17 protein-coding genes, 3 tRNA genes and 6 pseudogenes are annotated in these 24,061 nt (G+C 40.6%); 19 read left to right on the top strand and 7 right to left on the bottom strand.

Features of this window, described 5'->3' with window-relative positions; genetic code table 11:
• Positions 1-73 precede the first annotated feature (73 nt).
• A pseudogene (locus RS130_RS13750) lies at positions 74-459 on the top strand (MAPEG family protein).
• Between the two features lie 331 nt (positions 460-790).
• On the opposite strand, the gene RS130_RS13755 reads toward RS130_RS13750, so the two are convergent.
• From RS130_RS13755 to RS130_RS13765, 3 genes and pseudogenes are all read right to left on the bottom strand, one after another.
• The gene (locus RS130_RS13755; protein WP_316026411.1) at positions 791-1,231 is read right to left on the bottom strand and encodes an Hsp20 family protein; all 441 of its coding nucleotides are present in this window, start codon (positions 1,229-1,231) and stop codon (positions 791-793) included.
• A 282-nt stretch (positions 1,232-1,513) separates the two neighbouring features.
• A pseudogene (locus RS130_RS13760) lies at positions 1,514-2,209 on the bottom strand (aspartate/glutamate racemase family protein).
• Between the two features lie 511 nt (positions 2,210-2,720).
• Positions 2,721-3,965, bottom strand: coding sequence for a DEAD/DEAH box helicase (locus RS130_RS13765; protein ID WP_316026412.1), 1,245 nt, complete (start codon positions 3,963-3,965; stop codon positions 2,721-2,723).
• A 222-nt stretch (positions 3,966-4,187) separates the two neighbouring features.
• On the opposite strand from RS130_RS13765, the gene RS130_RS13770 reads away from it, so the two are divergent.
• The 3 genes and pseudogenes from RS130_RS13770 to RS130_RS13780 all read left to right on the top strand — a co-directional run bounded on the left by RS130_RS13770 (position 4,188) and on the right by RS130_RS13780 (position 6,603).
• Positions 4,188-4,652, top strand: a complete 465-nt coding sequence (locus tag RS130_RS13770) for a CreA family protein (RefSeq protein ID WP_316026413.1) — start codon at positions 4,188-4,190, stop codon at positions 4,650-4,652.
• Between the two features lie 281 nt (positions 4,653-4,933).
• On the top strand, positions 4,934-5,503 hold the full coding sequence (locus RS130_RS13775) for an ANTAR domain-containing response regulator (RefSeq protein WP_316028061.1): 570 nt from the start codon (positions 4,934-4,936) through the stop codon (positions 5,501-5,503).
• 15 nt (positions 5,504-5,518) lie between these two features.
• Positions 5,519-6,603, top strand: a pseudogene (locus tag RS130_RS13780) (CmpA/NrtA family ABC transporter substrate-binding protein).
• A 125-nt stretch (positions 6,604-6,728) separates the two neighbouring features.
• Here RS130_RS13780 and RS130_RS13785 read toward each other — a convergent pair.
• From RS130_RS13785 to RS130_RS13795, 3 genes and pseudogenes are all read right to left on the bottom strand, one after another.
• Positions 6,729-7,081, bottom strand: a pseudogene (locus RS130_RS13785) (DUF1428 domain-containing protein).
• A gap of 58 nt (positions 7,082-7,139) precedes the next feature.
• Positions 7,140-7,361 (bottom strand): MarC family protein, encoded by a 222-nt coding sequence (locus RS130_RS13790; protein ID WP_316026414.1) that lies wholly within the window; start codon positions 7,359-7,361, stop codon positions 7,140-7,142.
• 38 nt (positions 7,362-7,399) lie between these two features.
• Positions 7,400-7,756 carry a MarC family protein gene (locus RS130_RS13795; protein WP_316026415.1) on the bottom strand — a complete coding sequence of 119 codons (357 nt, stop codon included), beginning with the start codon at positions 7,754-7,756 and terminating at the stop codon, positions 7,400-7,402.
• A gap of 753 nt (positions 7,757-8,509) precedes the next feature.
• Between RS130_RS13795 and RS130_RS13800 the strand changes: the two genes are divergently transcribed.
• From RS130_RS13800 to RS130_RS13830, 7 genes and pseudogenes are all read left to right on the top strand, one after another.
• Entirely contained in the window at positions 8,510-9,976 is a 1,467-nt protein-coding gene (locus RS130_RS13800) for a NarK family nitrate/nitrite MFS transporter (protein ID WP_316026416.1), read from the top strand.
• Between the two features lie 43 nt (positions 9,977-10,019).
• Positions 10,020-11,729 carry a bifunctional protein-serine/threonine kinase/phosphatase gene (locus RS130_RS13805; protein WP_316026417.1) on the top strand — a complete coding sequence of 570 codons (1,710 nt, stop codon included), beginning with the start codon at positions 10,020-10,022 and terminating at the stop codon, positions 11,727-11,729.
• Positions 11,730-12,246: 517 nt separating this feature from the next.
• Positions 12,247-13,590 (top strand): CmpA/NrtA family ABC transporter substrate-binding protein, encoded by a 1,344-nt coding sequence (locus tag RS130_RS13810; RefSeq protein WP_316028062.1) that lies wholly within the window; start codon positions 12,247-12,249, stop codon positions 13,588-13,590.
• 49 nt (positions 13,591-13,639) lie between these two features.
• Positions 13,640-14,629, top strand: a complete 990-nt coding sequence (locus RS130_RS13815; protein ID WP_316026418.1) for an ABC transporter permease — start codon at positions 13,640-13,642, stop codon at positions 14,627-14,629.
• Between the two features lie 37 nt (positions 14,630-14,666).
• Positions 14,667-15,594: pseudogene (locus tag RS130_RS13820) on the top strand (ABC transporter ATP-binding protein).
• Positions 15,591-16,805 (top strand): alginate export family protein, encoded by a 1,215-nt coding sequence (locus tag RS130_RS13825; protein WP_316026419.1) that lies wholly within the window; start codon positions 15,591-15,593, stop codon positions 16,803-16,805. Before RS130_RS13820 ends, RS130_RS13825 begins: the two are co-directional and overlap by 4 nt.
• A gap of 142 nt (positions 16,806-16,947) precedes the next feature.
• Positions 16,948-17,301, top strand: a complete 354-nt coding sequence (locus tag RS130_RS13830; RefSeq protein ID WP_316026420.1) for a VOC family protein — start codon at positions 16,948-16,950, stop codon at positions 17,299-17,301.
• Between the two features lie 35 nt (positions 17,302-17,336).
• Here RS130_RS13830 and rnhA read toward each other — a convergent pair.
• Positions 17,337-17,872, bottom strand: a pseudogene (rnhA, locus tag RS130_RS13835) (ribonuclease HI).
• Positions 17,873-17,892: 20 nt separating this feature from the next.
• On the opposite strand from rnhA, the gene dnaQ reads away from it, so the two are divergent.
• The 8 genes from dnaQ (at position 17,893) to lolE (ending at position 24,010) form a co-directional block, all read left to right on the top strand.
• A complete protein-coding gene (gene dnaQ, locus RS130_RS13840) occupies positions 17,893-18,600 on the top strand; it encodes a DNA polymerase III subunit epsilon (protein ID WP_316026421.1) in 708 nt (235 codons plus the stop codon).
• Between the two features lie 153 nt (positions 18,601-18,753).
• Positions 18,754-20,151, top strand: coding sequence for a TIGR03503 family protein (locus RS130_RS13845; RefSeq protein ID WP_428982861.1), 1,398 nt, complete (start codon positions 18,754-18,756; stop codon positions 20,149-20,151).
• 156 nt (positions 20,152-20,307) lie between these two features.
• Positions 20,308-20,384 (top strand) — tRNA-Asp (locus RS130_RS13850).
• A gap of 73 nt (positions 20,385-20,457) precedes the next feature.
• Positions 20,458-20,534, top strand: a tRNA-Asp gene (locus RS130_RS13855).
• Positions 20,535-20,566: 32 nt separating this feature from the next.
• A tRNA-Asp gene (locus tag RS130_RS13860) sits at positions 20,567-20,643 on the top strand.
• 350 nt (positions 20,644-20,993) lie between these two features.
• Positions 20,994-22,067, top strand: coding sequence for a CNNM domain-containing protein (locus RS130_RS13865; RefSeq protein ID WP_316026423.1), 1,074 nt, complete (start codon positions 20,994-20,996; stop codon positions 22,065-22,067).
• A gap of 15 nt (positions 22,068-22,082) precedes the next feature.
• Positions 22,083-22,769: a lipoprotein-releasing ABC transporter ATP-binding protein LolD gene (lolD, locus tag RS130_RS13870; RefSeq protein ID WP_316026424.1), complete on the top strand. Its 687-nt coding sequence runs from the start codon at positions 22,083-22,085 to the stop codon at positions 22,767-22,769.
• Between the two features lie 5 nt (positions 22,770-22,774).
• Positions 22,775-24,010: a lipoprotein-releasing ABC transporter permease subunit LolE gene (lolE, locus tag RS130_RS13875; protein WP_316026425.1), complete on the top strand. Its 1,236-nt coding sequence runs from the start codon at positions 22,775-22,777 to the stop codon at positions 24,008-24,010.
• Positions 24,011-24,061 lie beyond the last annotated feature (51 nt).

A 24,061-nucleotide genomic window follows, 5' to 3' on the forward strand; every position in this document is an offset into this window, starting at 1 on the left:
TAACCTAGTTGGTTAAAACTTTTAAAAAACCCACAACTTTGTGGGTTTTTTATTTTGTATAGAGGACAACGAGATGCACACACCCATTACCGCTTTTTATGCGGGCTTACTTGCTATTTTGTTTTTGTACTTATCGATTTTGGTCATTAGTGGCAGACGGTCAAAAAAATTGCCTTAGGGGATGGTGGGGATAAACACTTTGAGCAAGTGATTAGGGCTCATGGTAATTTTGGTGAGTATACACCTATTATATTAATTTTATTATTTGTTGCAGAAGTGAATGGCAGTCATTCGATCCTATTGCATTGTTCTGGTTCGGCTTTGTTATTTGGGCGGTTTATTCATGCATTTGGTTTGCGTCGGCATACTGGAATAAGCTGGCAACGTATAGTGGGCATGGTAGCTACGTTCGCTGCAATGTTGTGCTTAGCGGTGCTAAATATTCTGATTTTGTATTAAACCAAATCCAATAATTAAATAACCTCAGCTAAATGTTACTCGGTAACGAAATTTTTCGTGTATCGCAAGACGGATTATTGTACGTCATAACGCGTTATTGCTAAACAATCCAACGCTGCTAGACACAAAAAGAGCGTTATCGAGAGGTTCGGCTTATCAGGGTTCAGGTTAAATATACACTCAGCGAGAAGTTAAAAGCACATATTCAAGGTGCTAAAATAAAGAAATAGTCGTGCATGTGGCTTAATTCCCACAAAAAACGGCGCTCGTTTTAATAAAAACAAGCGCCGTTGCTAGAAACCAAAAAGGAGGTTATACGTTAAGCAAAAACTTATTCATTGTTTTCGATAAGTTTACTACCAATCTCTATTTTTCGTGGTTTCTTAGACTCAGGGACAACCCGTTCTAAGTCTACGTGCAATAAGCCATTTTCTAAGTCAGCAGATAATACTTTAACGTGGTCGCCCAATTGAAACTTACGTTCGAAGTTTCGTTCTGAAATGCCTTTATGTAAAAACTTACGTTCTTCATCTTTGCCAGGCTTGGTGCCAATCACAACTAGCGTATTTTCTTCAACTTGAATGTCTACTTCTTCTTTTGAAAAGCCTGCAACAGCCATAGTGATCCGATATTTATCTTCGGCAAGTAACTCTATGTTGTATGGAGGGTAAGAAGATTGTTTTTCATTTCTTGAAGCCGTGTCGATCATTGAAGCTAAGTGATCAAAACCAATGAAAGAACGGTAAAGTGGAGATAGATCGATGTTACGCATTTTGAATATCCTCATATATTAAGCAATATAAATGTAAAGTTGCCCCGACAATTCGGCGGCAGTTTGAGTTAAGCTATCCATGTCACTCCCCATTATTGGGATAACATGTTTAATCTATTAGTAGACTACAACATGTAGCAAAACCACATCCTGTGTTTTTGTATCAACCCTTTCGGCGTCGACCATAAAGATATGTAGATGACCTGAAATTTTTCAATATATTTATTTGAAATAATGTCAAAATAAATTATAACTCTATGTTTTTAATAAAAATTAATTTTATTATTTATTTAATGACCAATTAACCGCCGCCGCCGCATGCAGCGCTGTGGTGTCAAATAATGGTGTATTTGTGTGTGTACTGTTGATTAAGGTACCAATCTCAGTGCAGCCTAAAATAATACCCTCAGCACCTATAACGGTTAAGCTTTGGATGATATCTAAATATTGCTGTCGGGATTCAGGGGAGACTTTACCTAAACATAATTCTTGAAAGATGATGTGGTGAATGATGTCCATGGTCAGCAGCATAGGGAGTTATCACTTGCAGCTCAAAATTATCGACTAATTTATCTTTATAAAACGTCTGCTGCATAGTGAACTTAGTACCTAGTAAACCTACTTTGGTAATGTTTTCGCCAACTAATGCTTGGCCGGTGGCATCCGCTATGTGTAACAAGGGAATATCAACGGCGCGTTCCACTAGCTCGGCAACTTTATGCATAGTGTTAGTACAAATTAAAAAGAAATCGGCGCCTGCTACTTGTAGTGATTTAGCTGCTTGGCTCAATATATTTGCCATCTTCGGCCAATCGCCCGCTCTTTGGAGTTGTTCTATTTCAGCAAAATCGACAGTCACCATGATTATTTTGGCCGAGTGAAAGCCCCTAACTGTTGCTTGATTTGTTGGTTGATAAGTTGGTAATAAGTGGCTGTCGACTCCCAGCTCATCCCGCCGATTAATCCAATTATTTTCATACTCTTTACCTTTGATTACGCTCTCTTGAGTATACCCTGTGTTACTACCGTTGGAATTCGCTTGTAAAAGGTTTTTTCTTGTGTGAAAAAGTGGCTTTTTACTAGTGTGTTTACTCTATATAGATTCAAGCGCATTGGCTAATCCATTAAACGGTGAAATTAATCAATTAAGTCATAGTGAGCAAGCTTAACAGGCTGGCCAAACCAACTTAGAACCAGTGTGTGCTGCTTGTCGTAGTAAAGACTTGTGCGGCGTAACTGGATTTTACTTAACCAGAGTTCTGGATAAGAAGTATTGTTTCAGCCAAACACGAGCTTAAGCTAAGCAATATCAATATAATTCAATAACTTAATATGTTTTTATCTAAATAACCTTTTAAAATGAAAAGCAACCAGTAATAGGTAGCTTATTGAGCGCATTTTAGGTTTGTATCATAGAGCTTATCAGTCGAGAACTGTATAAGCTCTTTTATCCATTTTCAAGGGGATGATGGACTAATGGGATGTGCGACTACTTGGACTTTTTGCTAGTTTTGTGTAGATTTATTTTAGTGGCGGTTGCTTTATTGCTACGTCCATTTCTGGCGTTTCTTGCTACACTTTTTAACAGGCTGACACGATTGCTGACTTCAAAGCCAGGTTTAACGATACGCTGTATTTTGCCGTTAATTAAACGTTCAATTTTAGCTACTGTATTTTCTTCTTCTCGGCTGACAAACGAAATGGCATAGCCTTCTTTTTTAGCGCGACCTGTGCGGCCTATACGATGCACATAATCTTCTGGTAAATAAGGCAAGTTGAAGTTTACAACGTAATCCAACCCTTGAATGTCTAACCCTCTGGCAGCTACGTCGGTAGAAATAAGTATTTGCAATTCGCCTGATTTAAAGTCGGCTATGGCACGTCTTCGCGCGCCTTGGCTTTTATCTCCATGACACACAGCAGCATTCATTTTACTCTTTTTTAAGGCTGCCATTAGCATATCGGCTTGTTGTTTGGTGCTGGTAAAAACCAACACTTGATACCAATTTTGTTCTTTTAACAGTGTTTTGAACAGGTCTATCTTACGGGCTTCTTCCACAGGATACATAACATGAGACACTGTTTCCGCGGTGGTATTGATTTTAGTGACTCGAATAACTGCATGATTACGTAATACTTTATGAGAAAGTTCATTTAGCGCCGGAGACGATGTGGCTGAAAACAACAATGTTTGATGTTGTTTCGTGGCATGCTGTAAGATATTTTGTACATCTGCAATAAAGCCCATGTCTAACATACGGTCAGCTTCATCTAGCACGACAAATTCAACCTTAGCTAAATTTATGTTACTTAAGGTCATATGTTCTAATAAACGTCCAGGCGTAGAAATAACGATATCTACGCCACTTTTTAATTTGGCCGACTGGCCCCCCATTTTTACGCCACCAAATAAAGCCGTAACCGTTAGGTTGGTAAATTGCGCATAAGCGCTAATTGTATTAGCTAATTGCTCCGCTAACTCTCTGGTCGGAGTGAGGATCAATGCTCTAGGGCTTCCGCTCACTGTTGCTTGTGGGGTATCTAGCAACTTTTGTAGAATAGGTAGAGCAAAAGCCGCCGTTTTACCGGTACCCGTTTGGGCGTTAACTAATAGGTCTTTACCACGTCGAGCTGGTACTATTGCTTGCTCTTGAACCGGTGTTAAGTCTGCATATCCACAAACCTCGATAGCTTGTTGGAGTTCTTTGGCTAAACCTAAATTGGCGAATTTCATATCGAGGATCCTGTATTTGTGCTAAAACGAGGGCGGAATATACAGTATTTTGTTGAATAAAGTCAGCTAGATTGGCTTTTTTATGTACTAAATTGAGGATTAAAGATACCGCTCACCTAAGTAAGCGGTCCAGGGAATATGGCAGGTCACTACGCTGCCATACTATATAGTCGCTATTTAGCGGCAAAAAGTTCAATCTAGATCTTAAAAAAGAGAAAATAAATGAAAAAATCTATAATTTGTGCGGTTTTTATATTGTTAACCGCCTGTGACAAAAACGAAGTGGGCGATATCTCCTTAGGCGCATTTACCACCAAAGATATTAAGTTGAATACACTCGTTGATCCTATTGTTACAGGGGTAACTTGTCATGTTGCCAGTATTGAAGCTGATCTCAGTTTTTCGGATCCTTCTGATAGTTCAATTGCGTGTCGACAGACTGGCGAGATTACAGCACAAATGATCGCGCAAATTGATAAGAGTAAATCTGGTGAAATTGTGTTTAAAAAATCAAAGAGTGTATTTTTTAAGACAATGAAAATTCGCCGTATTTATGATCCTAAAAATCAAACCTTGATGTATGTGTCGTATTCTACCAAAGAGACCTCTGGTAGTTTCAAACACAGTTTGTCTACCGTGCCCTTATGGGGAACCAAAGCGTACGTGCCCCAAGTGCAAGCGAACTAGGAGATTAAATTGACCGGTGCATATTGTTGGTGCATTAACTGGTGCTATTGCACCATTTTGGGTTTTAATTACCTCTTCGCTATTGATGTTTATTGATAAGAAGCTAGTTTTGACTGCCAAATATTTTGGCTTATAGATTGCATTACCCTCGTTACTAGTCGATACATATTCGTTCGGATAATCAATTGCAAGACAAAGCTCCAGCTAATGGGCGAAAAAGTGCACGGACAAAAGGGCAGGGAAGTGCACACCAAAAAACGACCCCAAACGTATCAAAAGAACTGCGTATTCTGTTAATTGACGACAATAGTGAACGTGTCGCTTCGTTAACCGCGGCCTTGAATAACTCTCGCTATATTGTTAGTCATTTAGCTAGCCCCGAATCACATTTGCTAAAGCATGTTGATCAGATTAAGCCCGATATTATTGTGATCGACATAGAGTCTCCAAATCGAGACATTCTAGAAAGCTTGAGTACTATATCTCAATACGATCCAAAGCCTGTGGTTATGTTTGCTGAAGAAGAAGGCACAGATGCGATTAACCAGTCAATTGAGTCTGGCGTGAGTGCATATGTCGTAGGTGACTTAGACTTAAAAAGAGTAAAGCCTATTCTAGATGCCGCCGTGGCGAGGTTTACAGAATTTCAAAAACTAAAAAATGAACTGACAGAAACCAAACAAGCGCTTGCATCAAGAGATCTAGTTGATCAAGCAAAAAGATTACTAATGAAGAAAAAGAATCTCGCAGAGGATGAGGCTTATCGAGCCATGCGAAAGACAGCAATGGACACCGGACAAAAACTAGATGATGTGGCCAGAACGCTTATTTCTTTGTTAAATACCATATAAATGACAGGTTAAGAGATGATAAAACCGGAACAAACAGAATTGACACTTGGCTTTATCCCGTTAACTGATTCTGCTCCCGTTGTGGCGGCCTACGAATTGGGTTTTTTGAACAATGGGGACTAAATGTTACATTAGAAAAGCAAAATTCATGGGCAACATTACGCGATAAACTACACGCCGGTGTGCTCGACGCTGCGCAAATGTTGGCCCCTATGCCGTTGGCCAGCTCCTTAGGAATAGGGTGCAGTAAAACAGAAGTTATCACCCCATTTGTATTAAGTTTAAATGGTAATGCTATTACCTTATCGCAAAAAATGCATGAGGAAATACTGAGTGAAAATACCTTAACTCATCTTACTTTGCCACTCGCCGCATACTTGTTGCGTAGTGTGATTAGAAAGCGCAAGTTAGAAAATAAGCCTAAATTGAAATTTGCAACGGTATTTCCTTATAGTTGCCATTTTTATCAACTTCGAGATTGGTTGATGTCAGCGAAAATCGCCGCAGATGATGTAGATATTGTAGTCGTACCGCCGGTAAATATGGTTGAGCATATGGCGGCAGGACATATTGACGGGTTTTGTGTTGGCGGCCCTTGGAATGCGCAAGCCGTGCGTGCGGGCATTGGTTTAACGGGCTTAACTTCGTATGATATTTGGCAAGACTCGCCCGAGAAGGTGCTCGGTATATTAGGCTCTTTCTATGCTCAAAAACCTAATACCGTGTTGGCCTTGACTGCGGCACTACAACAAGCTTGCATATGGTTAGAAAGTACACCGAATCGATTTGAAGCCGCGATAATGCTAACGCAACCTAAGTACTTACATGCACCACTAGATATTATTGCGCCATCTTTGCTAGGCATTTGTTTAACGGGTAAATCTAGCCCATCACGATCAGTACCGTCATACAATCAGTTTTATCGTTCAGATGATGTATCTATTAACCTACCAGAGCACGTGAGAGGGGAGTGGTTGATTTCAAAAATGCGCGATGCGGGACAATTAAAAAATGTTTACGTACCCAATGACATTGCAAAAAAAGTATTTCGTTCAGACATTTATCGTCAAATGAAGTCTACTTTTGACGTTAAGCGCTAAGTTATTTCATGGATCGCTGAGGATGTGGCGTTTTCACAGTTTTGCTAAAATCATCGACAATAAAGATACGCGAGCCTATCCATAAGTGAGTGAAAAATTGACCAAGACGAGGTTTAAGCTTTGACTTATACCTCTGACACGACGTTAAAGCCACCGTAAATTAATCGTTTGCCATCGAACGGCATTGGAGATTGGTCAGGATGCATTTTGGGATCACCCATTGCTAGCTTCCATCCTGAATCACGTATTTCCTTTGATGGCCAAATTACCCATGAGAATACTACCGTTTCATCGTCTTTTTTTGCACCGCCATAGGCAATGATGTCTGTTCTCCATCAGGTACATCATCACCCCACGTATCGACTACCTTTAACGCACCATACTGCTTTAAAACAGCGGCCATTATCTTAGCGTGTTGAATAAAAAGCGTTTTATTTTCATTCGGTACAGCTGCTACAAACCCATCTATATATGACATTTTCTATCCTTAAATCAGAGTAAGTTGTTCTGGGGGGCGTACAAATGTTGCTCAAAAATTATACGCCTGCACTTACCCATTTTTCAATACCAAGCGCTTCCATTATAAATTCCACCGACAATGCAGCCAAAATCATGCCCATAATTCTGGTCAGAAGGGACGCTCCTCCCATGCCAATTAGTCTAATAATGGCACCAGAAAACAGCAGTAAAATAAGTGTGATAAGGAGAACTGCCAGTACCGTAGCAGATGTGTAAATTTGTTCTTCTATGGTATACACATGATTATCAGTTATTAGAATGACGGCCAGTATTGCACCTATAGTGAAGCCGTGGCTGGGATCGCCAAGGGAAATACTGAAATATCATGTTTGGCTTCAATCTTGTTGTCAGGTGCTCCATTTGAAAAAACCATTTGTAAGCCAAATAGGAAAAGAATAATCCCTCCAGCCACTTGAAATGAAAGCAAACTAATCCCCATAGCACCGAGTAGCAGTTGTCCAACCAGTATTGCTCCAAGCAAAATTAGCGTAGCGTACAGAACTGTTTTATATGCGGTTTTTCGTCGTTCCTTGGCTGAATAGGTGGCAGTGAGACCAGCAAAAAGCGCCATAGTGCCGATTGGATCAATAGTGGCCCATACGATTAAAAAATCATGTAATACTTTATCTATCATTAGGCGATCCTATTTGATTTGCTTAAGGTCAATGAATCATTTCGCCACTCTATTTCATCACTCTATTGAGTTGTTGAATTGAACCATAGCGACGAGTTTTTTGTTTATTGTAGGTGAAAGTAATTAGGCCATACTAACAACCCAAATGATATAGGCTTCGTTGTTATGAAACGTTAATAAGTGTGTACTAATAGATAATTTAGCTTGAAATTTAACGGCTTATCCATTGCAACAAAGAGCGCACGAATGCTGGTTTGCCGAGCATCTGTCGACTGGCAAAATAGTGTGCTGGAAAGGAACGAGCAGGCAAACAAAGTGTGCGTAATTTTTAGGATAAATTTAGTTGTCAATGTGTTTGTGCTACGACCCTATTAGGGAGCTAATTAGCACTGCATCAGTGCGTTGCTGCACTCTTATGGTGGTGAAAATGACAATGTTGATATTTGCTAACTGTCTAAGTGATTGATATTAAGTGTAAAAACGTAGTGGCATTATTTGTGCTTTATTTTGTGCAGTTCAACTCGATGTACACTGGCATTTAATTACAAACAGTTGCAAAACTCGTTCTAACATTTTTATTGAAAAAATTGGTCATAGTTAACACAACGTTGTGTTTAGTATGGACTGGCAATGTAGCCCACAAACCTTTACTTATAGGTAAATGTTTGTGGGTTTTTTTTGGCAAATATATAGGTAGGAATGGCTAGTCAGTTTAGCTTGCGCATTCTAAAAACATAAAAGGCTCTAAATATAATGAGTGTTGAAAAATTTAATTTACTCTCTTTCACTGGCAAGATGAAAACCCTGCATCTTTCTTGGATGGCATTTTTTATTACGTTTGTTGTGTGGTTCAATATGGCCCCGCTAAAAGGGGCAATTGTTGATGGTGTCGGCTTGACCTTAAGTGAATGGAAAACGCTGTTGATTATTAATGTGGCGTTAACCATCCCCGCGCGGGTCATTATTGGCGCATTGACCGATAAGTTTGGACCTAGGTTAGTGTATTCCAGCTTACTGGCTATTTGTTCTATTCCCTGTTTCGCCTTCGCGTTAGCCGACAGTTTTGGCCAATTATTGATCGCCCGTTTTGCGTTAGGGTGTATTGGAGCAGGTTTTGTTGTGGGTATCCGTATGGTAAGTGAGTGGTTTCCTCCAAAGGAACTCGGCACTGCTGAAGGTGTATACGGTGGCTGGGGTAACTTTGGCTCGGCTGCCGCCGCTTTTACTTTACCAACCATAGCATTGATGTTTGGTGGTGAAGATGGGTGGCGTTATGCTGTCGGCATTACAGGCGTAATGAGTTTAGTCTTTAGTTTTGTGTATTATAAAAATACTACCGATACGCCAAAAGGTTCGACGTATTTTCGCCCTAAGAATCTGGGCGGCATGGAAGTGACGAGTGTTGGCGATTTCTACTTATTGTTGATAATGAAAACACCCATGTATTTAGCGTTAGCATTGTTAAACTGGAAACTATCTCCGCAAGGAGTATCGCTGTTAAGTGAAACCGTGGTTCTAGGCGTGTATCTTGGTTTAGCAGCACTTTATATTTACGATTGCTACGCTACCTATAAAGTGAATAAAGACATATTTGTCACGCCGGTGGCAGAAGTACATCGATACTCGTTTAAACAAGTTGCGGTATTAAATATTTTGTATTTTGCGACATTTGGCTCAGAGCTAGCAGTTATTTCAATGTTACCTGCCTTTTTTGCAGAAACATTTGAACTAAGTATGGCAACAGCCGGTTTGTTAGCCGGCATGTACGCATTTATGAATTTAATGTCGCGCCCTGACGGTGGTTTAATATCAGACAAGTTTGGCCGTAAGAAGACCTTACTCATTTTAACGGCGGGTTTGGCAGTAGGGTATTTTTGTTTGAGTCTAATTGATTCAAGTTGGCCAATCTGGTTGGCAGTGCTAGCGGTCATGGCTTGTTCGTTCTTTGTGCAGTCAGGCGAGGGGGCTGTATTTGCGGCAGTACCTCTAATTAAACGTAGGTTGACAGGGCAAATTGCCGGAATGACCGGAGCATATGGTAACGTTGGCGCAGTTGTTTACTTAACTGTTTATTCTCTCGTTGATACCTCTACTTTTTTCTTAGTGATTGCAGGCACCGCGATTTTAGGGTTTATTGCCTTGTTATTTATGAAAGAGCCAAGTGGTACTATGACTGAAGTACGTGAAGATGGTAGTGTAGAACTCATTAACGTTACCTAGTTCTAAGCTAGTTCGGTATCAATAAGATTATGAGAAGTGAGCATTGGAAAAACTAAAGTTAGAATTCGGCGGTTTTTCCAGTCAAGGGCCGAAAGCTGAAAATCAAGACGCCTTCGCCGCTTTTTTGCCCAAAGATCATGACCTTGAATCAAAAGGCGCAGTAGCCACTATTGCCGACGGAGTCAGTGTGGCGACTCGCGCCCGAGAGGCCGCTAATACCTGCGTTACTAATTTCATTCAAGATTACTATCAAACCCCACAAACGTGGACGGTGAAACGCTCAGTAAGTCAAGTGTTACAGGGGTTAAATCGCTGGTGCCATGGTCAACATGATTACGAGCATGGCGGGCATAGCCAAATGATCACCACCTTTAGCGGTATGGTGTTTAAGTCTACCTCAGGTTTCATTGTTCATTCTGGGGATACTCGCATTAGCCGCCTGCAAGGGCACAACTTCGAGCAACTGACCATCGACCATGTTTCTCGTCAAGGAAGCAAAAATGTACTGACCCGAGCTGTGGGAATTGATTCACATTTAGACGTAGATTATCGAACTCTGGAGCTAGAGCGAGGTGATATTTATGTCTTTACGTCAGATGGTGTACATGAGTTTTTGGCGGTAAAACAATTATCGGCTTTTATTAATGAACACAATGTTAGTCTCGAGCAACGTGCTAAAAATATTGTGGATGCAGCAGTGCAAGCGGGTAGTGACGACAATGTCACTTGTTTGTTGGTAAAGGTAGTAGAGTTACCCGATGCTAGTTTAGACGAGCACTATCGTCAACTTAGTCGTTTAGCGATGCCGCCAGCCTTAGAAGTAGGCATGAAGTTAGAAGGCTATCGTGTTGTCAAAACGGTATTTAACGGAACACGTAGTAGCCTGTTTAAAGTACTAAATGAAGCCGACGGTAAAATATACGGCCTTAAGACTCCCTCTCAATATTTTGCCGATGACCCTACTTATTTGAGTGGTTTTTTGCGAGAAGAGTGGATAGGTCAGCATATTAAACATCCCAATGTCATGGCGATATACAAACGCCCCGCGGATGCTAAATTTATGTATCACATTTGCGAATACATAGAAGGGCAAACATTGCGCCAATGGATGGTTGATAATCCACATCCATCTTTGCAACAAGTGCGCAGCATTATAGGCCATTTGGTGAATGCCCTTAGAGTGTTGCAACGTAAAGATATGGTGCATCGGGATGTTAAGCCAGAAAATGTGATGATCAATGAGCACGGCGAAGTAAAGTTAATTGATTTTGGAACAGTATTAGCGAACGCCTTAGCCGAAACTAACTCGTTACCAGACGAAAACATGGCTGTGGGATCTGTACATTATATTGCACCAGAGTATCTATTGACCCATAAGAGTGATCATCAAAGTGACTTGTTTTCGGTGGCTGCGGTGATTTATGAAATGTTAGCTGGGCAACGTCCATTTAAAGCGTTTAAATATCAAGATTACATCCCAAGTTCCTATGATGAGTGGCAATACCAGAGTATTAACCGTTTTCGACCTGATTTGCCTAAGTGGTTGGATATGACACTACAAAAGGCACTGCAAGCAAACCCGAAGTTGCGGCATGAAGCATTTTCCGAATTGTTAATGGACTTATCAAAACCCAACCAGCAAATGTTAACGGCTAAAGCCAAAGAGCCCTTGATCAAACGAAACCCGTTGTTGGTTTACCAAGGGTTATGCGTGATCCAATTTTTGGTGATCGCTTTTTTACTTGCTAAGTAATCTAAACTCGGCATAGTCAATGTCGTTTCAAATTGAATTTTATAAACAATTCAAACACTTAAGAATATTCCTCCGTCCACACTCATCCAAGCCGAATCAGGTTTTTTGTACACTTACTTTGAGCTTATTCCATACATTGTCGTTGCACCAATAGCACTGAGGTAGTGCGCCTTTGCACAGATTTGGTTTTCTACTGAACTTGATTTAGCATTTCTATTTATTTAAGTGACTGATAAATAACACTTTTAAAAGTTGGCATTGATGATGCTATAACTAATTTGAGTGTTGTGTATCTATTGTTTTAATAGGTGCTTTTTAAGAACAATTTTGTTCATACTGCTTAAATTTATATTCGTAACAATCACATAGTTGTGTTGTTGCGATTAGGCAATGTAGCCCACAAAGATTTTTATCTAAAAATCTTTGTGGGTTTTTTTGGAAAAAATCGGAGTAGATGATGACTAATAATCGATTAATGAGATCTCTAAAGCATGCTGTTAAATCACTTCGTTTTGGGATGGTTTCAGTGGCAATGACCAGTTCAGTTTTTGCTGTAAATGTTAATGCTGACGAATTAGGTTGGCCTGAAAAAGAAGAATTGAAATTTGGCTTCATAAAATTAACTGATATGGCGCCTTTAGCGGTTGCCTATGAAAAAGGATACTTCGAAGAAGAAGGTTTATATGTCACATTAGAAGCGCAGGCCAATTGGAAAGTACTATTGGATCGGGTTATAGATGGACAACTTGACGGCGCGCATATGTTAGCTGGACAGCCTCTAGGAGCAACCATTGGATATGGTACCAAAGCGGACATTATCACCGCGTTTAGCATGGATTTAAATGGTAACGCCATCACTGTTTCAAACGATATTTGGAAACAAATGAAGAAGCATGTACCACATGTTGATGGTAAGCCTGTTCATCCAATTAAAGCTGATTCTCTGAAGCCAGTGGTGGATGATTTTAAGAGTAAAGGTAAACCATTCAAAATGGGAATGGTGTTTCCAGTTTCGACCCATAACTATGAGTTACGTTATTGGTTAGCAGCTGGAGGTATTCATCCAGGATATTATTCTCCTGATACAGGTGATACCAGTGGTCAAATTAGTGCAGATGCTCTGCTGTCTGTGACGCCCCCTCCACAAATGCCTGCCACTATGGAAGCTGGCACTATCTACGGATATTGCGTTGGCGAACCATGGAATCAACAAGCCGTATTTAAAGGCATTGGTGTACCTGTTGTAACCGACTATGAAATTTGGAAAGACAATCCTGAAAAAGTATTTGGGGTGAGTAAGTCATGGGCTGAAAAAAATCCGAATACGCATATTCGTGTCGTGAAAGCGATGATCCGTGCTGCAATGTGGCTAGATGCTAACGACAACGCAAACCGACCTGAAGCCGTTAAAATTTTGGCAAAAAGTCAGTACGTTGGGGCAGATTATGAAGTCATCGCTAACAGCATGACTGGCACCTTCGAATATGAAAAAGGTGATAAAAGGGACGTACCTGACTTCAATGTGTTTTTCCGCCACTACGCAACATATCCCTTTTACAGTGATGCTATTTGGTATCTAACGCAAATGCGTCGATGGGGACAAATTTCACAGCCCAAACCTGATAGTTGGTACAAAGATATCGCTAAACAAGTTTATCGCCCAGATATTTATGCGGCAGCTGCACAATCTTTGATTGCAGAAGGCAAAGCTAAGGCCGCAGATTTCCCCGAGTTCACAACAGAGACTGGCTTTAAATCGCCGCAAAAACACTTTATTGACAATATTGTTTACGACGGTAGTCAGCCTAATGCTTATTTAGAGAAATTTGCAATTGGTTTAAAAAGCGACAGCAAACTTTAACTAAAAGTACCGTGAGGCGAACGCCTCACTTTCTTTGGAGTGATTAAAAATGACTAAGCAATTAGCTGTGCCGACAATTTTACATCAAGTAAAAGGTTTAGATTTGCCAAATATTGGAAAAGTACTTGGCAATCTAGCTTTACCAATCATTGGGATAGTGCTGTTTTTAGGGTTGTGGAGCGCAATGGCTAAAAATATTGATACTTCTTTAGGTCAGTTTCCTGGTCCACTGGCTGTGTGGCAACAAACAGTCGGATTGATTAATGAGCATAACGTGCAGATGGATAAAGCTGAGAAGTTTTATGCTCGTCAAGAGGAACGAAATGCGGCCCGTGTCGCCAAGGATCCAAGCTATAGCCCTAAAATTAGAGCGTTCACAGGAGCGCCTACCTTTTTTCAGCAGATCTGGACCAGCCTTTATACGGTGATGGTAGGCTTTACCGTCGCGTCTCTACTAGCCATTCCTATTGGTATTATTTGTGGTTTGAGCAAGCAAGCGTATTCGGCTATCAACCCATTAATCCAACTGTTTAAACCTGTCTCGCCTTTAGCATGGCTTCCTTTAGTGACTATGGTAGTGAGTGCCGTTTATGTCAGTACCGATCCGATGTTCTCAAAGTCCTTTGTTACCTCAGCGGTCACTGTCGCTTTATGCTGTTTGTGGCCGACTTTAATTAATACCGCTGTTGGCGTATCAGCTATTGATAAGGATCTATTAAATGTGAGTAAAGTGCTACGCCTGAATGCCTTTGACCACGTCATAAAGATTGTTTTGCCTTCTTCGGTGCCAGCTATTTTTACAGGGTTAAGGCTATCTCTAGGGATAGGTTGGATGGTGTTGATTGCGGCAGAAATGTTGGCGCAAAATCCCGGTTTAGGCAAGTTTGTATGGGATGAGTTTCAAAATGGTAGTTCAGAGTCTTTAGCGCGCATTATGGTAGCAGTGCTAACAATTGGTGTGATTGGGTTTGTACTGGATAGATTGATGTTGTCTCTGCAGCGAAAAGTCAGTTGGGATAAGCACGCAGTACTGAGATAAACAACGGCAAATATTACACAATCCTAGGGGAATTATTATGAGTGGCACACATCACTTAGAACTAACACAAGTTGGTATTGACTTTCCAACACCTAAAGGTCCGTTTACGGCTTTACAAGGTGTTGATCTTAAAATTGAAAAAGGCGAATTTATTTCACTTATTGGCCATTCTGGTTGTGGTAAATCTACGGTACTAAATATTGTTGCCGGATTATATCAGGCAACCAAAGGCGGGGTTATTCTTGATCAAAAAGAAGTAAACGAACCAAGGCCCTGAGCGAGCCGTTGTTTTTCAGAATCATTCCTTACTGCCTTGGTTAAGTGCCTACAAAAACGTTGAACTTGCGGTCAAGCAAACGCAAAAAGGTCGCTCAAAGCAAGAGATAAAAGAATGGGTAGAGCACAATCTTGAACTAGTACACATGACCCATGCAGCGGATAAGTTACCAGCTGAAATTTCCGGCGGTATGAAGCAACGAGTCGGCATCGCACGTGCACTGGCAATGGAGCCCAAGGTGTTATTGATGGACGAACCGTTTGGTGCGCTAGACGCGTTAACACGTGCTCACTTGCAGGACTCAGTGATGGAAATTCACGCTGAGTTAGGTAATACGGTCATCATGATTACTCATGATGTCGATGAAGCGGTGTTACTTTCCGATCGAATTGTCATGATGACTAACGGTCCAGCAGCGACTATCGGTGAGATTTTGCCTATTGAATTGGCAAGGCCAAGAAACCGCATAGCTTTAGCTGATGATCCTAAATATAACCACTATCGTTCGGAAGTGTTGAAATTCTTGTATGAAAAGCAGCGCAAGGTGGAGTCGGTTTCTGAACACAAAGCCAAAAAGTATCAGCCAATAGCCAGTCTAAAAGCGACGTGGCATAAGCGTCATTTTTACACTGTAAATAGACATATCAATCAAATACTGAATATCATTAAACGTAAGAGAAAATCATGAAAATATTTAAAAAAACGCCTTTAACCCTAGCTCTGTCTGTTGCTATTGTAGGTTTGTCAGTTAGCAATGTGACTCAAGCTGAGTCAATTACTGAAGCATTGACTTCAGGAAAGGCCAGCGTCAATAATCTTCTTCGCTATGAATCTGTTGAGCAAGATAACGCTGCGAAAGATGCTAGTGCCTTAACCTTGCGTACGCTTTTAGCCTATAAAACAGGTACGATTAAAGGATTTTCTGCCACAGTAGAAATGGAAGATAGCAGAATCGTCATGGGGCAGGGTGACTACACTGTAGGTCCTACTGGTTATAATGTAGGGGAGTATTCAGTGATTGCCGATCCGGAACACACTGAATTGGACCAAGGCTTTATTCAATACACTGGCTCGGGGCTAACGGCAAAGTTGGGTCGCCAAGTGATCACTATGGACGGGCATCGCTTTATTGGTCATGTGGGATGGCGTCAAGACAGACAGACATTTGATGGTTTGAGTGTGAGATATGCTCCAAGCGAAGCATTAACCTTGAATTATGCTTATATTGACCAACGTAATCGTATTTTTGCCGAGAGTGCAGACTTAGATGCGAAAGATCATCTACTAAACGCCTCCTATATGACCCCAGTCGGAAAAATAACAGCTTATGGCTACTTGCTAGAAGTAGATAACGGTACCGAAAATAGTTTGGATACCTACGGCGTGAGCTTCACTGGTAGCACTGCTGCTGGTGATGCTAAAATTCTATACGCTGCGGAATATGCTTCGCAAAGCAATGAAACCTCAACGACTGATTTTAGCACCGACTATATGAACCTTAGCGTTGGTGTAGTAGTAAGTGGTATTACTGCAAAATTAGGTTATGAGTCATTGGGCTCAGATGAAGGGGGCGTGGGGTTTGCTACGCCTTTAGCCACGTTACATAAATTTAATGGTTGGGCTGATATGTTCTTAGGCACGCCAAATGAAGGCTTGGTAGATACTTCAGTGACCTTGGCGGGTAAAGTGCTGGGTGGCAGCTGGACCGTTATGTATCATGACTTTGAAGCCGATGAAGCCACGGCTACTGTAGATGATTTAGGCAGTGAATTGGATTTGTCGTACGTTAAAAGTTACGGCAAGCATTATTCTGCTGGAATTAAGTACGCTGCCTATTCAGGTGAGGGAACTAGAGTCGATACCGATAAACTATGGGTTTGGGTAGGCGCTAAATTCTAGGTGTTGTTTTAATCCCTCTAGTCCAGCCAAAATCATGTTAAAATGCCTGCCGAAAAGTAGGCATTTTTTATTGTATTAACCGATATTTGTTTTCTATAATTTTTAGTATAAATAACCAGTTAACCATTTTTAGGTGAGTGATATGAGCCAACATCATAAAATTAATTATATTGAGATACCTGTTAAAGCTATGGCGTCTAGCAAGGCCTTTTTTAGAAAAGCGTTTGGCTGGGATTTTGTCGATTATGGCGATGACTATGCTGCGATAAAAGGTGCAGGAATCGAAGGCGGATTGTTTGTATCAGAATACGTCGTAGACGCTGATAAAGGCAGTGTGCTGGTTGTGTTATACAGTGACGACTTAGTAAAAAGCCAAGCCGATATTGAAGGGGCTGGTGGCAAAATAAAAACTCCAACTTTTGAGTTTCCAGGAGGCCACCGATTCCATTTTTGTGACAGAAATGGCAATGAATACGCTATCTGGAGTGATAAGTAATTAGATTCTGTAGAGACTAGTCTCTACAGCGCAGATTAAGCACTAAACCCAGTATCTTCTAATTGATTTTTGCTTTCAGCTGCTTGTCTGGCTAATTGGTCGCAAGCTTCGTTTTCTGGATGACCAGAATGCCCTTTCACCCAAAACCACTGTACGTTATGACGATTGACTTGTTCGTCCAATCGTTTCCATAGATCAACGTTTTTGACCGGTTTTTTGGCTGACGTTTTCCAGCCATTTTTTTCCAACCTTTAATCCACTGATTGATACCATTTTTGACGTATTGACTATCGGTGGTGAGTTTAACTTCGCATTCTTCGTTCAAACACGCCAACGCTTCGATGGTGGCCAATAATTCCATTCGATTGTTAGTGGTGTGTTTAAAACCTTGGCTCAGCTCTTTACGATGCTTGTCAAAAATCAATACGGCACCATAGCCATCAGATCTAGGATTGCCCAAACAGGATCCATCAGTATAAATATCTATTTTTTTCATGTAATTATTTTCATATAAATGCAAATTTTTAAAATTAACGGCAGTATAATGATGTTTATACCCAAAGACACCCATTCTATCCAAATGAGTAACCAATGAGACAAATTGTATTAGATACTGAAACTACCGGCATCGACCCTAAACAGGGTCATAGAATAATTGAAATTGGTTGCGTGGAATTAATTAATCGTCGATTGACCGGCAACACTTTCCATGTGTATATCAACCCTGAACGCCTAGTTGAGCAAGAAGCCATTGATGTGCATGGTATAACCAATGAATACCTAATGGATAAACCCGTTTTCAGAAATGTTGCCCATGAGTTTATTGATTTTATCAAAGGCGGACAATTAGTTATTCACAATGCACCATTCGACGTGGGCTTTATGGATCATGAGTTTGCAAAGTTAACAGGACTTGCCCAAAACAAAACAGAAAACATGTGTACTGTGCTGGATACTCTTGACCTAGCAAGGAAAATGCACCCAGGTCAAAAGAACAACCTAGATGCATTGTGTCGACGATATGGCATAGATAATTCTCACCGAGAGAAGCACGGCGCATTATTAGATGCAGAAATTTTAGCCGATGTTTATCTGATGATGACTGGCGGCCAAACAGATTTAAATTTGAGTGGTAAAGCCAGTGGCGAAGGAGGCGTACAAACAGAAGTGATAAGAAGATTGCCCTCAGATAGAAAACCATTAAAGGTTGTGTTCGCAACAGCCGATGAATTAGAACAACATGAGTCTAGACTCGATTTAGTGGTTGAAGAAGGTGGTAGCTGTTTGTGGCGCCAATAGTTATTTTAAGGTAGGTGAGTAAGCATGATTGACAGGTTAGTATTTATAACAATAGTTATCGTGCTGATAACTTTTAGTCATTCGAATCATGCCAACAGTCTTGTTCCCCTTGTTTTGCAATCTACAGCGGCCGTTGCGAACGGCTCTGAGATTATGCCTGTTAACAAAAATGAATCACCACTTACCACTTTAGGTAGCGAATTCCATAACAGTATCGAATTATTGCAAAATCGTTTCAGGATCGATTACGAAGTAGAAGAAATCACGATGGTTTTTTTTCGTAAATATGGATCGAGTCCCATTGTTTTAGTACGACCAGATGGTTCCAAAATATTTCAGTCAACCGCTGATGGTGAGAGTATTTTTTGGTTTGACAGTACCACATACGACATGGTCAGCATCAAAAATCCGATGCTGGGTCCTTGGCAGGCTGTGGGGAATATTTCACCCGATAGCCGAGTTATGGTCATTAGTGAATTGGCGTTACACGCTGATAAGTTACCTGACGTGATATTTTCTGGAGAGATCCTGAAGCAAACGGCCTACTTGACTAATAATGGAAAGCCTATTAACTATGCTGCGTTTAGAGATGTGGTAGAGCTAACAATCTCCTTAGCGAGTACCAACAACCCCGATTACAATAATTTTGGTGCAGGCTCGCAAATTGTGGCGACTTTTCAAGACAACGGTAAGGGCACCGATGAAATTCCTCTTGATGGGGTATTTACTGGCCAGTTTAATTTATCTATTGCTGACGGTGAATGGAAGCCAACCTTTAAAGTGTCAACCCCCATGTATTCTCGAGAGCAGGTTGACCCTAATATCATGTTGTATCCTAATCCAATTAAAATTGATGTCGCTATTGACCATGGAAAAGCAGGTTACCATTATCTAGAGATAGATGCGGACCGAGAATTTATTGATATTTCAAGTTTACTGATTGATGGCAAAGTACGCTTCCCCAATGGTGATATACAAAATTTTTCAATTACAGAAATGACTGACGAGGTAAAGAAACATGACATAGTTAATTTTGGCTATGGTACGTATAGTGTGAAGTTAACCGTGTTTGGAAATACCCATAGTGGGCGGGAGTTTATTTTAGATGTACCGGAATACACTTTTTTGGTTGAAGAGCCAGTACCTGACGTTGTAGAAATTGCGCTTGATAATACTAGTAGTGAAGGTAACGCGGCTTCTACTTTGGATGGGAAAAGTACAACAGAGCACACACCGCCTCATGAGTCTAACATGTCAACTAGTGCACTGATCTCATGGATTGTGGGGCTCAATTTATTGTTAATCATTATTGGTGGCGTCGTCATTTGGTTAATAACAAGTAATCAAAAATTAAGTCTACCTTTTTTCAATCAAACAAAAGCTGCGAAAGATATTAATGATAAGGTTGAAAAGCAGCATGGTATGCTCGCTAAATTATTCAGACGGAAAGTAAAAGAACCCGCTCCAGTTGAAAAAGACAAAAAATCAAAAGCGAGCACTGCTGATACTACCGATACCGGCTTTATGGACTTATCTATGCCTAAGGAATAGCCTAATTGGTTAATACGCGAGCAATCAAACACTATTACTGACTTTTCGTGAAAAAACCTGTTGACTCAATCCTAGGTTAGCCGTATTATCTGCGCCGCGGTTGGGGAGGGGTATCAAGTTATTCCTACTTAACTGTTTGATATTATTAAAGATTGTGGAGTGGTAGTTCAGTTGGTTAGAATACCGGCCTGTCACGCCGGGGGTCGCGAGTTCGAGTCTCGTCCACTCCGCCAACTTTAATAGCGTCAATTATTCGGTTTTTATTGTTTATTTAGTAAGAACAGAATAAAAGTTTTGATTACGGCTGGAGTGGTAGTTCAGTTGGTTAGAATACCGGCCTGTCACGCCGGGGGTCGCGAGTTCGAGTCTCGTCCACTCCGCCAGCATCAAAACAAACAATATGATTTAAATGCGGGGAGTGGTAGTTCAGTTGGTTAGAATACCGGCCTGTCACGCCGGGGGTCGCGAGTTCGAGTCTCGTCCACTCCGCCATTAAATTCATATTGTGTTATCTGTGATAATCCTCATTGTTCCATCTTGCTTATCTAAAATTATTTGAGTAGCTAACCATAACCTTCGTATAGTTATCGATAATTCTATCGTTTTACTTATACACTGCCGTGTGTAATTTATCTGTTTGCTATTTCTTTGTGTTAACTGTTGCATTCTTGCTGCTTGGCAATGTATCAATTTGGATTGACATTGTGTTATGGCTGTTGGCTTCGGTGATCGTAGCGAAATAAAATCTATGCTTTTTAGTGCTACGTTATCTAGTTTGTTTTTGATATGCTTGCCAGCTACTTCAAACACTTTGTTTTGGTCAATACTGAGATAACATCTACATGTTTCTGTTATTACTTTATATCTTCATAGCCTTAGGCTTTTCTTTTATTTGTTCTATCGCCGAAGCCGTTATTTTAAGTGTATCTCCCGCTTACATATCTGTTTTGAAGAAAAATAAGCATCCGTCTGGAAAGTTATTGTCTCGTCAAGTAAAAGACATTAACCAACCTTTGTCGGCTATTTTGAGTTTGAATACTATTGCCCATACTATGGGCGCTGCAGGGGCTGGCGCACAAGCTGCGGTTGTATTTGGAGATGCTTATTTAGGCCTAGCATCAGCTATTTTGACTTTACTTATTTTGGTGTTTTCTGAAATTATCCCTAAGACATTGGGGGCCAGTTATTGGCGACAGTTAGCGCCATATACGGCTTATTTTTTGAAGTATTTGATATTAGCCTTGTATCCCTTGGTTAAACTGGCCAACAAACTCACGTCTAAGCTTCACGACGAAACACCCTTGAAAGGATTAAATAGAGAAGAGTTAGCTGCAATGGCGGCGTTGTCTTTAGAAGAAGGGCAGTTAGCTGCCCGAGAAGCAACCGTGATGCAAAATCTCCTTAATTTAAATCGTATTAAAGTTAAAGAAAGCATGACCCACAGAACGGTGGTGTTCTCGGTTTCTGAAGACATGATGTTATCTGAATTTATCCAAAAGCATATAGACGTGCCATTTTCACGTATCCCTGTGTATGAAGGTAACGAAATTGAAAACGTCAGTGGTTATGTCTTAAAAACTGATTTGTTATTGGCCTATGCGAAAAACTCACTAGACAAGCCGCTGTCGGCTTTCAGAAAAGACATGGTGACTATTTTGAGTAGCATGTCATTAACTAAAGCGTTTGAACCTTTACACTCAAAACGTGGCAATATGTTATTGATTGTCGATGAATACGGTGGTTTGGAGGGAATTTTAACTTTAGAAGATTTAGTAGAGAGTTTGTTTGGCATAGACATTATTGATGAAAGTGATCAAATCATGAGTATGCGCAAGTTAGCTAAAATATTATCAAAACGCAGAGACAAAAAGCGCTTAAGAAAATTAACTCGGTCAACAGACTTTAAACAAGACTAGGAATAGATGTTAACTATGAGTGAATTACTCAAATGCAGTGACTTGAGCAAGGAATATCACGAAGGTGAAAACTGCGTAAAGGTTTTAAAAAGTGTAAATTTTACCATTCGTCGGGCGGAACAAGTGGCGATTGTGGGGAGTTCAGGATCAGGTAAGAGTACACTACTGCATTTACTTGGAGCTTTAGATAAGCCTTCTAGTGGTGAAGTGATATTTGAGCAACAAAATATTTTTCAATATAACGAAAACCAACAGGCACAATTTCGAAATCAATCGTTAGGGTTTGTTTATCAGTTTCATCATTTATTGCCAGAATTTAGCGCATTAGAAAATGTTGCTATGCCCCTGTTTATTGCAAAAAGACCCATCAAGCAGGCTAACGCTGCAGCATTGGCCATGTTAGCAAAGGTAGGCTTGAGTCATAGAGCCAAACATAAACCGAGTGAGTTGTCTGGTGGTGAGAGGCAAAGGGTAGCCATAGCTCGCGCCCTGGTTTCTCAGCCCAAACTCATTTTAGCCGATGAGCCTACGGGTAATTTAGATCAAAAAACAGGTGAAAACATCTATCAATTATTAAATGATCTTCGCGAGCAAACTGAAACGAGTTTTGTAGTTGTCACCCATGATATTCAGTTGGCAAATCGTTTAGACCGCAGTTTACAATTAGTCGACGGTGAACTAACCGAAACGAATCTAGGTTGAATTAAATGCATTTAGTTTGGTTACTCGCTTGGCGTTTTCGTTCTGACAAACGACAGAATGGTTTTATTTCGTTTATATCAGCATCGTCAACTTTTGGCATTGGCCTAGGCTGTTTTGTGTTAATTGTTTTGCTGTCGGTGATGAACGGCTTTGAAAGAGAGTTGAAAGATAAGCTATTGTCTGTGATCCCTCATGCAGAATTTAAATCTGTTTATCCTGAAGGGATTGAAAACTGGCAGCAAGAAGTCAATTTGTTGCGAAAGCATCCCGAAGTTACATTTGTAGAACCTTACATTAAAGCCACGGGAATGTTGCAAAAAGGCAATAAAATGAAAGCGGTTGAAGTGACCGGCCTCAATATGGAATTCGCAGAATTAGGAATTCTCCCTTCTTTAGTGGAAGAAGAACAATGGCAACAATTTAAAGCCGACCACAATGCGGTATTGTTGGGCGCGGGTGTCATAGAAAAATTAGGTTTAAGGGTTGGTGATAGAGTACAAATACTCTTACCCCAGTTATCTTCTGATTTAAGCTTGAGTGCGCCCAAAACTCTAAATTTACATGTTATAGGCAGCATTGATTTGCGCGGAGAACTTAGTAACCATATTGGCTTTATTCATATGTCATTGGCGGCAGAAGCACAAAATATCGAGAATGGTGCACAAGGTATTCGGTTACGTTATCGGGATCCATTTACAGCGCCTAAATTGACCAGAGAGATTGGTTTTGAATTGCGGCCAGAAGTGTATATGTCTAATTGGACTATTAGTGATGGAAATTTATATCAAGATATTCAATTGGTTAGGGCAGTGGTTTATTTAGCATTAACCTTAGTTATTGCTGTAGCTTGTTTTAATATTGTGTCGACTTTAGTGATGGCGGTTAATGAAAAGAAAAGTGAAATTGCGATGCTAAAAAGCATGGGAGCTAAAAATGGCTTAATTGTTTTTGTCTTTATGTTGCAGGGCACATTTAATGGTTTAATTGGCACCGCTTTTGGGGTGTTACTTGGCGTGTTCATGGCTTTAAACCTAGCAAATATCGCCAGCATAATAGAACATCTACTGGGCGTACAGTTTTTATCTGGTGATATCTATTTTATAGACTTTTTGCCCTCAGAACTACGTTGGCACGAAGTATATATGACAGCGAGTATTGCTGTATTGCTCAGTATACTTGCTACTCTATATCCCGCATTTAAAGCGGCGAGAATAAACCCTGCAAAGGTACTGGGGCATTAGAAGCCGAGAAAATCATCCTCCACGAAGGTACCCGGCAATAAATAGAAGTTG

Origin of the sequence: Paraglaciecola aquimarina, from assembly GCF_032464635.1 — a bacterium.
GTDB lineage: Bacteria > Pseudomonadota > Gammaproteobacteria > Enterobacterales > Alteromonadaceae > Paraglaciecola > Paraglaciecola aquimarina.

Excerpts from the sequence above, each read along its gene's own strand:
- RS130_RS13755 (WP_316026411.1), bottom strand. The coding sequence starts at position 1,231 with ATGCGTAACATCGATCTATCTCCACTTTACCGTTCTTTCATTGGTTTT.
- RS130_RS13765 (WP_316026412.1), bottom strand. The coding sequence starts at position 3,965 with ATGAAATTCGCCAATTTAGGTTTAGCCAAAGAACTCCAACAAGCTATC.
- RS130_RS13770 (WP_316026413.1), top strand. The coding sequence starts at position 4,188 with ATGAAAAAATCTATAATTTGTGCGGTTTTTATATTGTTAACCGCCTGT.
- RS130_RS13795 (WP_316026415.1), bottom strand. The coding sequence starts at position 7,756 with ATGATAGATAAAGTATTACATGATTTTTTAATCGTATGGGCCACTATT.
- RS130_RS13800 (WP_316026416.1), top strand. The coding sequence starts at position 8,510 with ATGAGTGTTGAAAAATTTAATTTACTCTCTTTCACTGGCAAGATGAAA.
- RS130_RS13810 (WP_316028062.1), top strand. The coding sequence starts at position 12,247 with ATGGTTTCAGTGGCAATGACCAGTTCAGTTTTTGCTGTAAATGTTAAT.
- RS130_RS13815 (WP_316026418.1), top strand. The coding sequence starts at position 13,640 with ATGACTAAGCAATTAGCTGTGCCGACAATTTTACATCAAGTAAAAGGT.
- RS130_RS13825 (WP_316026419.1), top strand. The coding sequence starts at position 15,591 with ATGAAAATATTTAAAAAAACGCCTTTAACCCTAGCTCTGTCTGTTGCT.
- RS130_RS13830 (WP_316026420.1), top strand. The coding sequence starts at position 16,948 with ATGAGCCAACATCATAAAATTAATTATATTGAGATACCTGTTAAAGCT.
- dnaQ (WP_316026421.1), top strand. The coding sequence starts at position 17,893 with ATGAGACAAATTGTATTAGATACTGAAACTACCGGCATCGACCCTAAA.
- RS130_RS13845 (WP_428982861.1), top strand. The coding sequence starts at position 18,754 with ATGCCTGTTAACAAAAATGAATCACCACTTACCACTTTAGGTAGCGAA.
- RS130_RS13865 (WP_316026423.1), top strand. The coding sequence starts at position 20,994 with ATGTTTCTGTTATTACTTTATATCTTCATAGCCTTAGGCTTTTCTTTT.
- lolD (WP_316026424.1), top strand. The coding sequence starts at position 22,083 with ATGAGTGAATTACTCAAATGCAGTGACTTGAGCAAGGAATATCACGAA.
- lolE (WP_316026425.1), top strand. The coding sequence starts at position 22,775 with ATGCATTTAGTTTGGTTACTCGCTTGGCGTTTTCGTTCTGACAAACGA.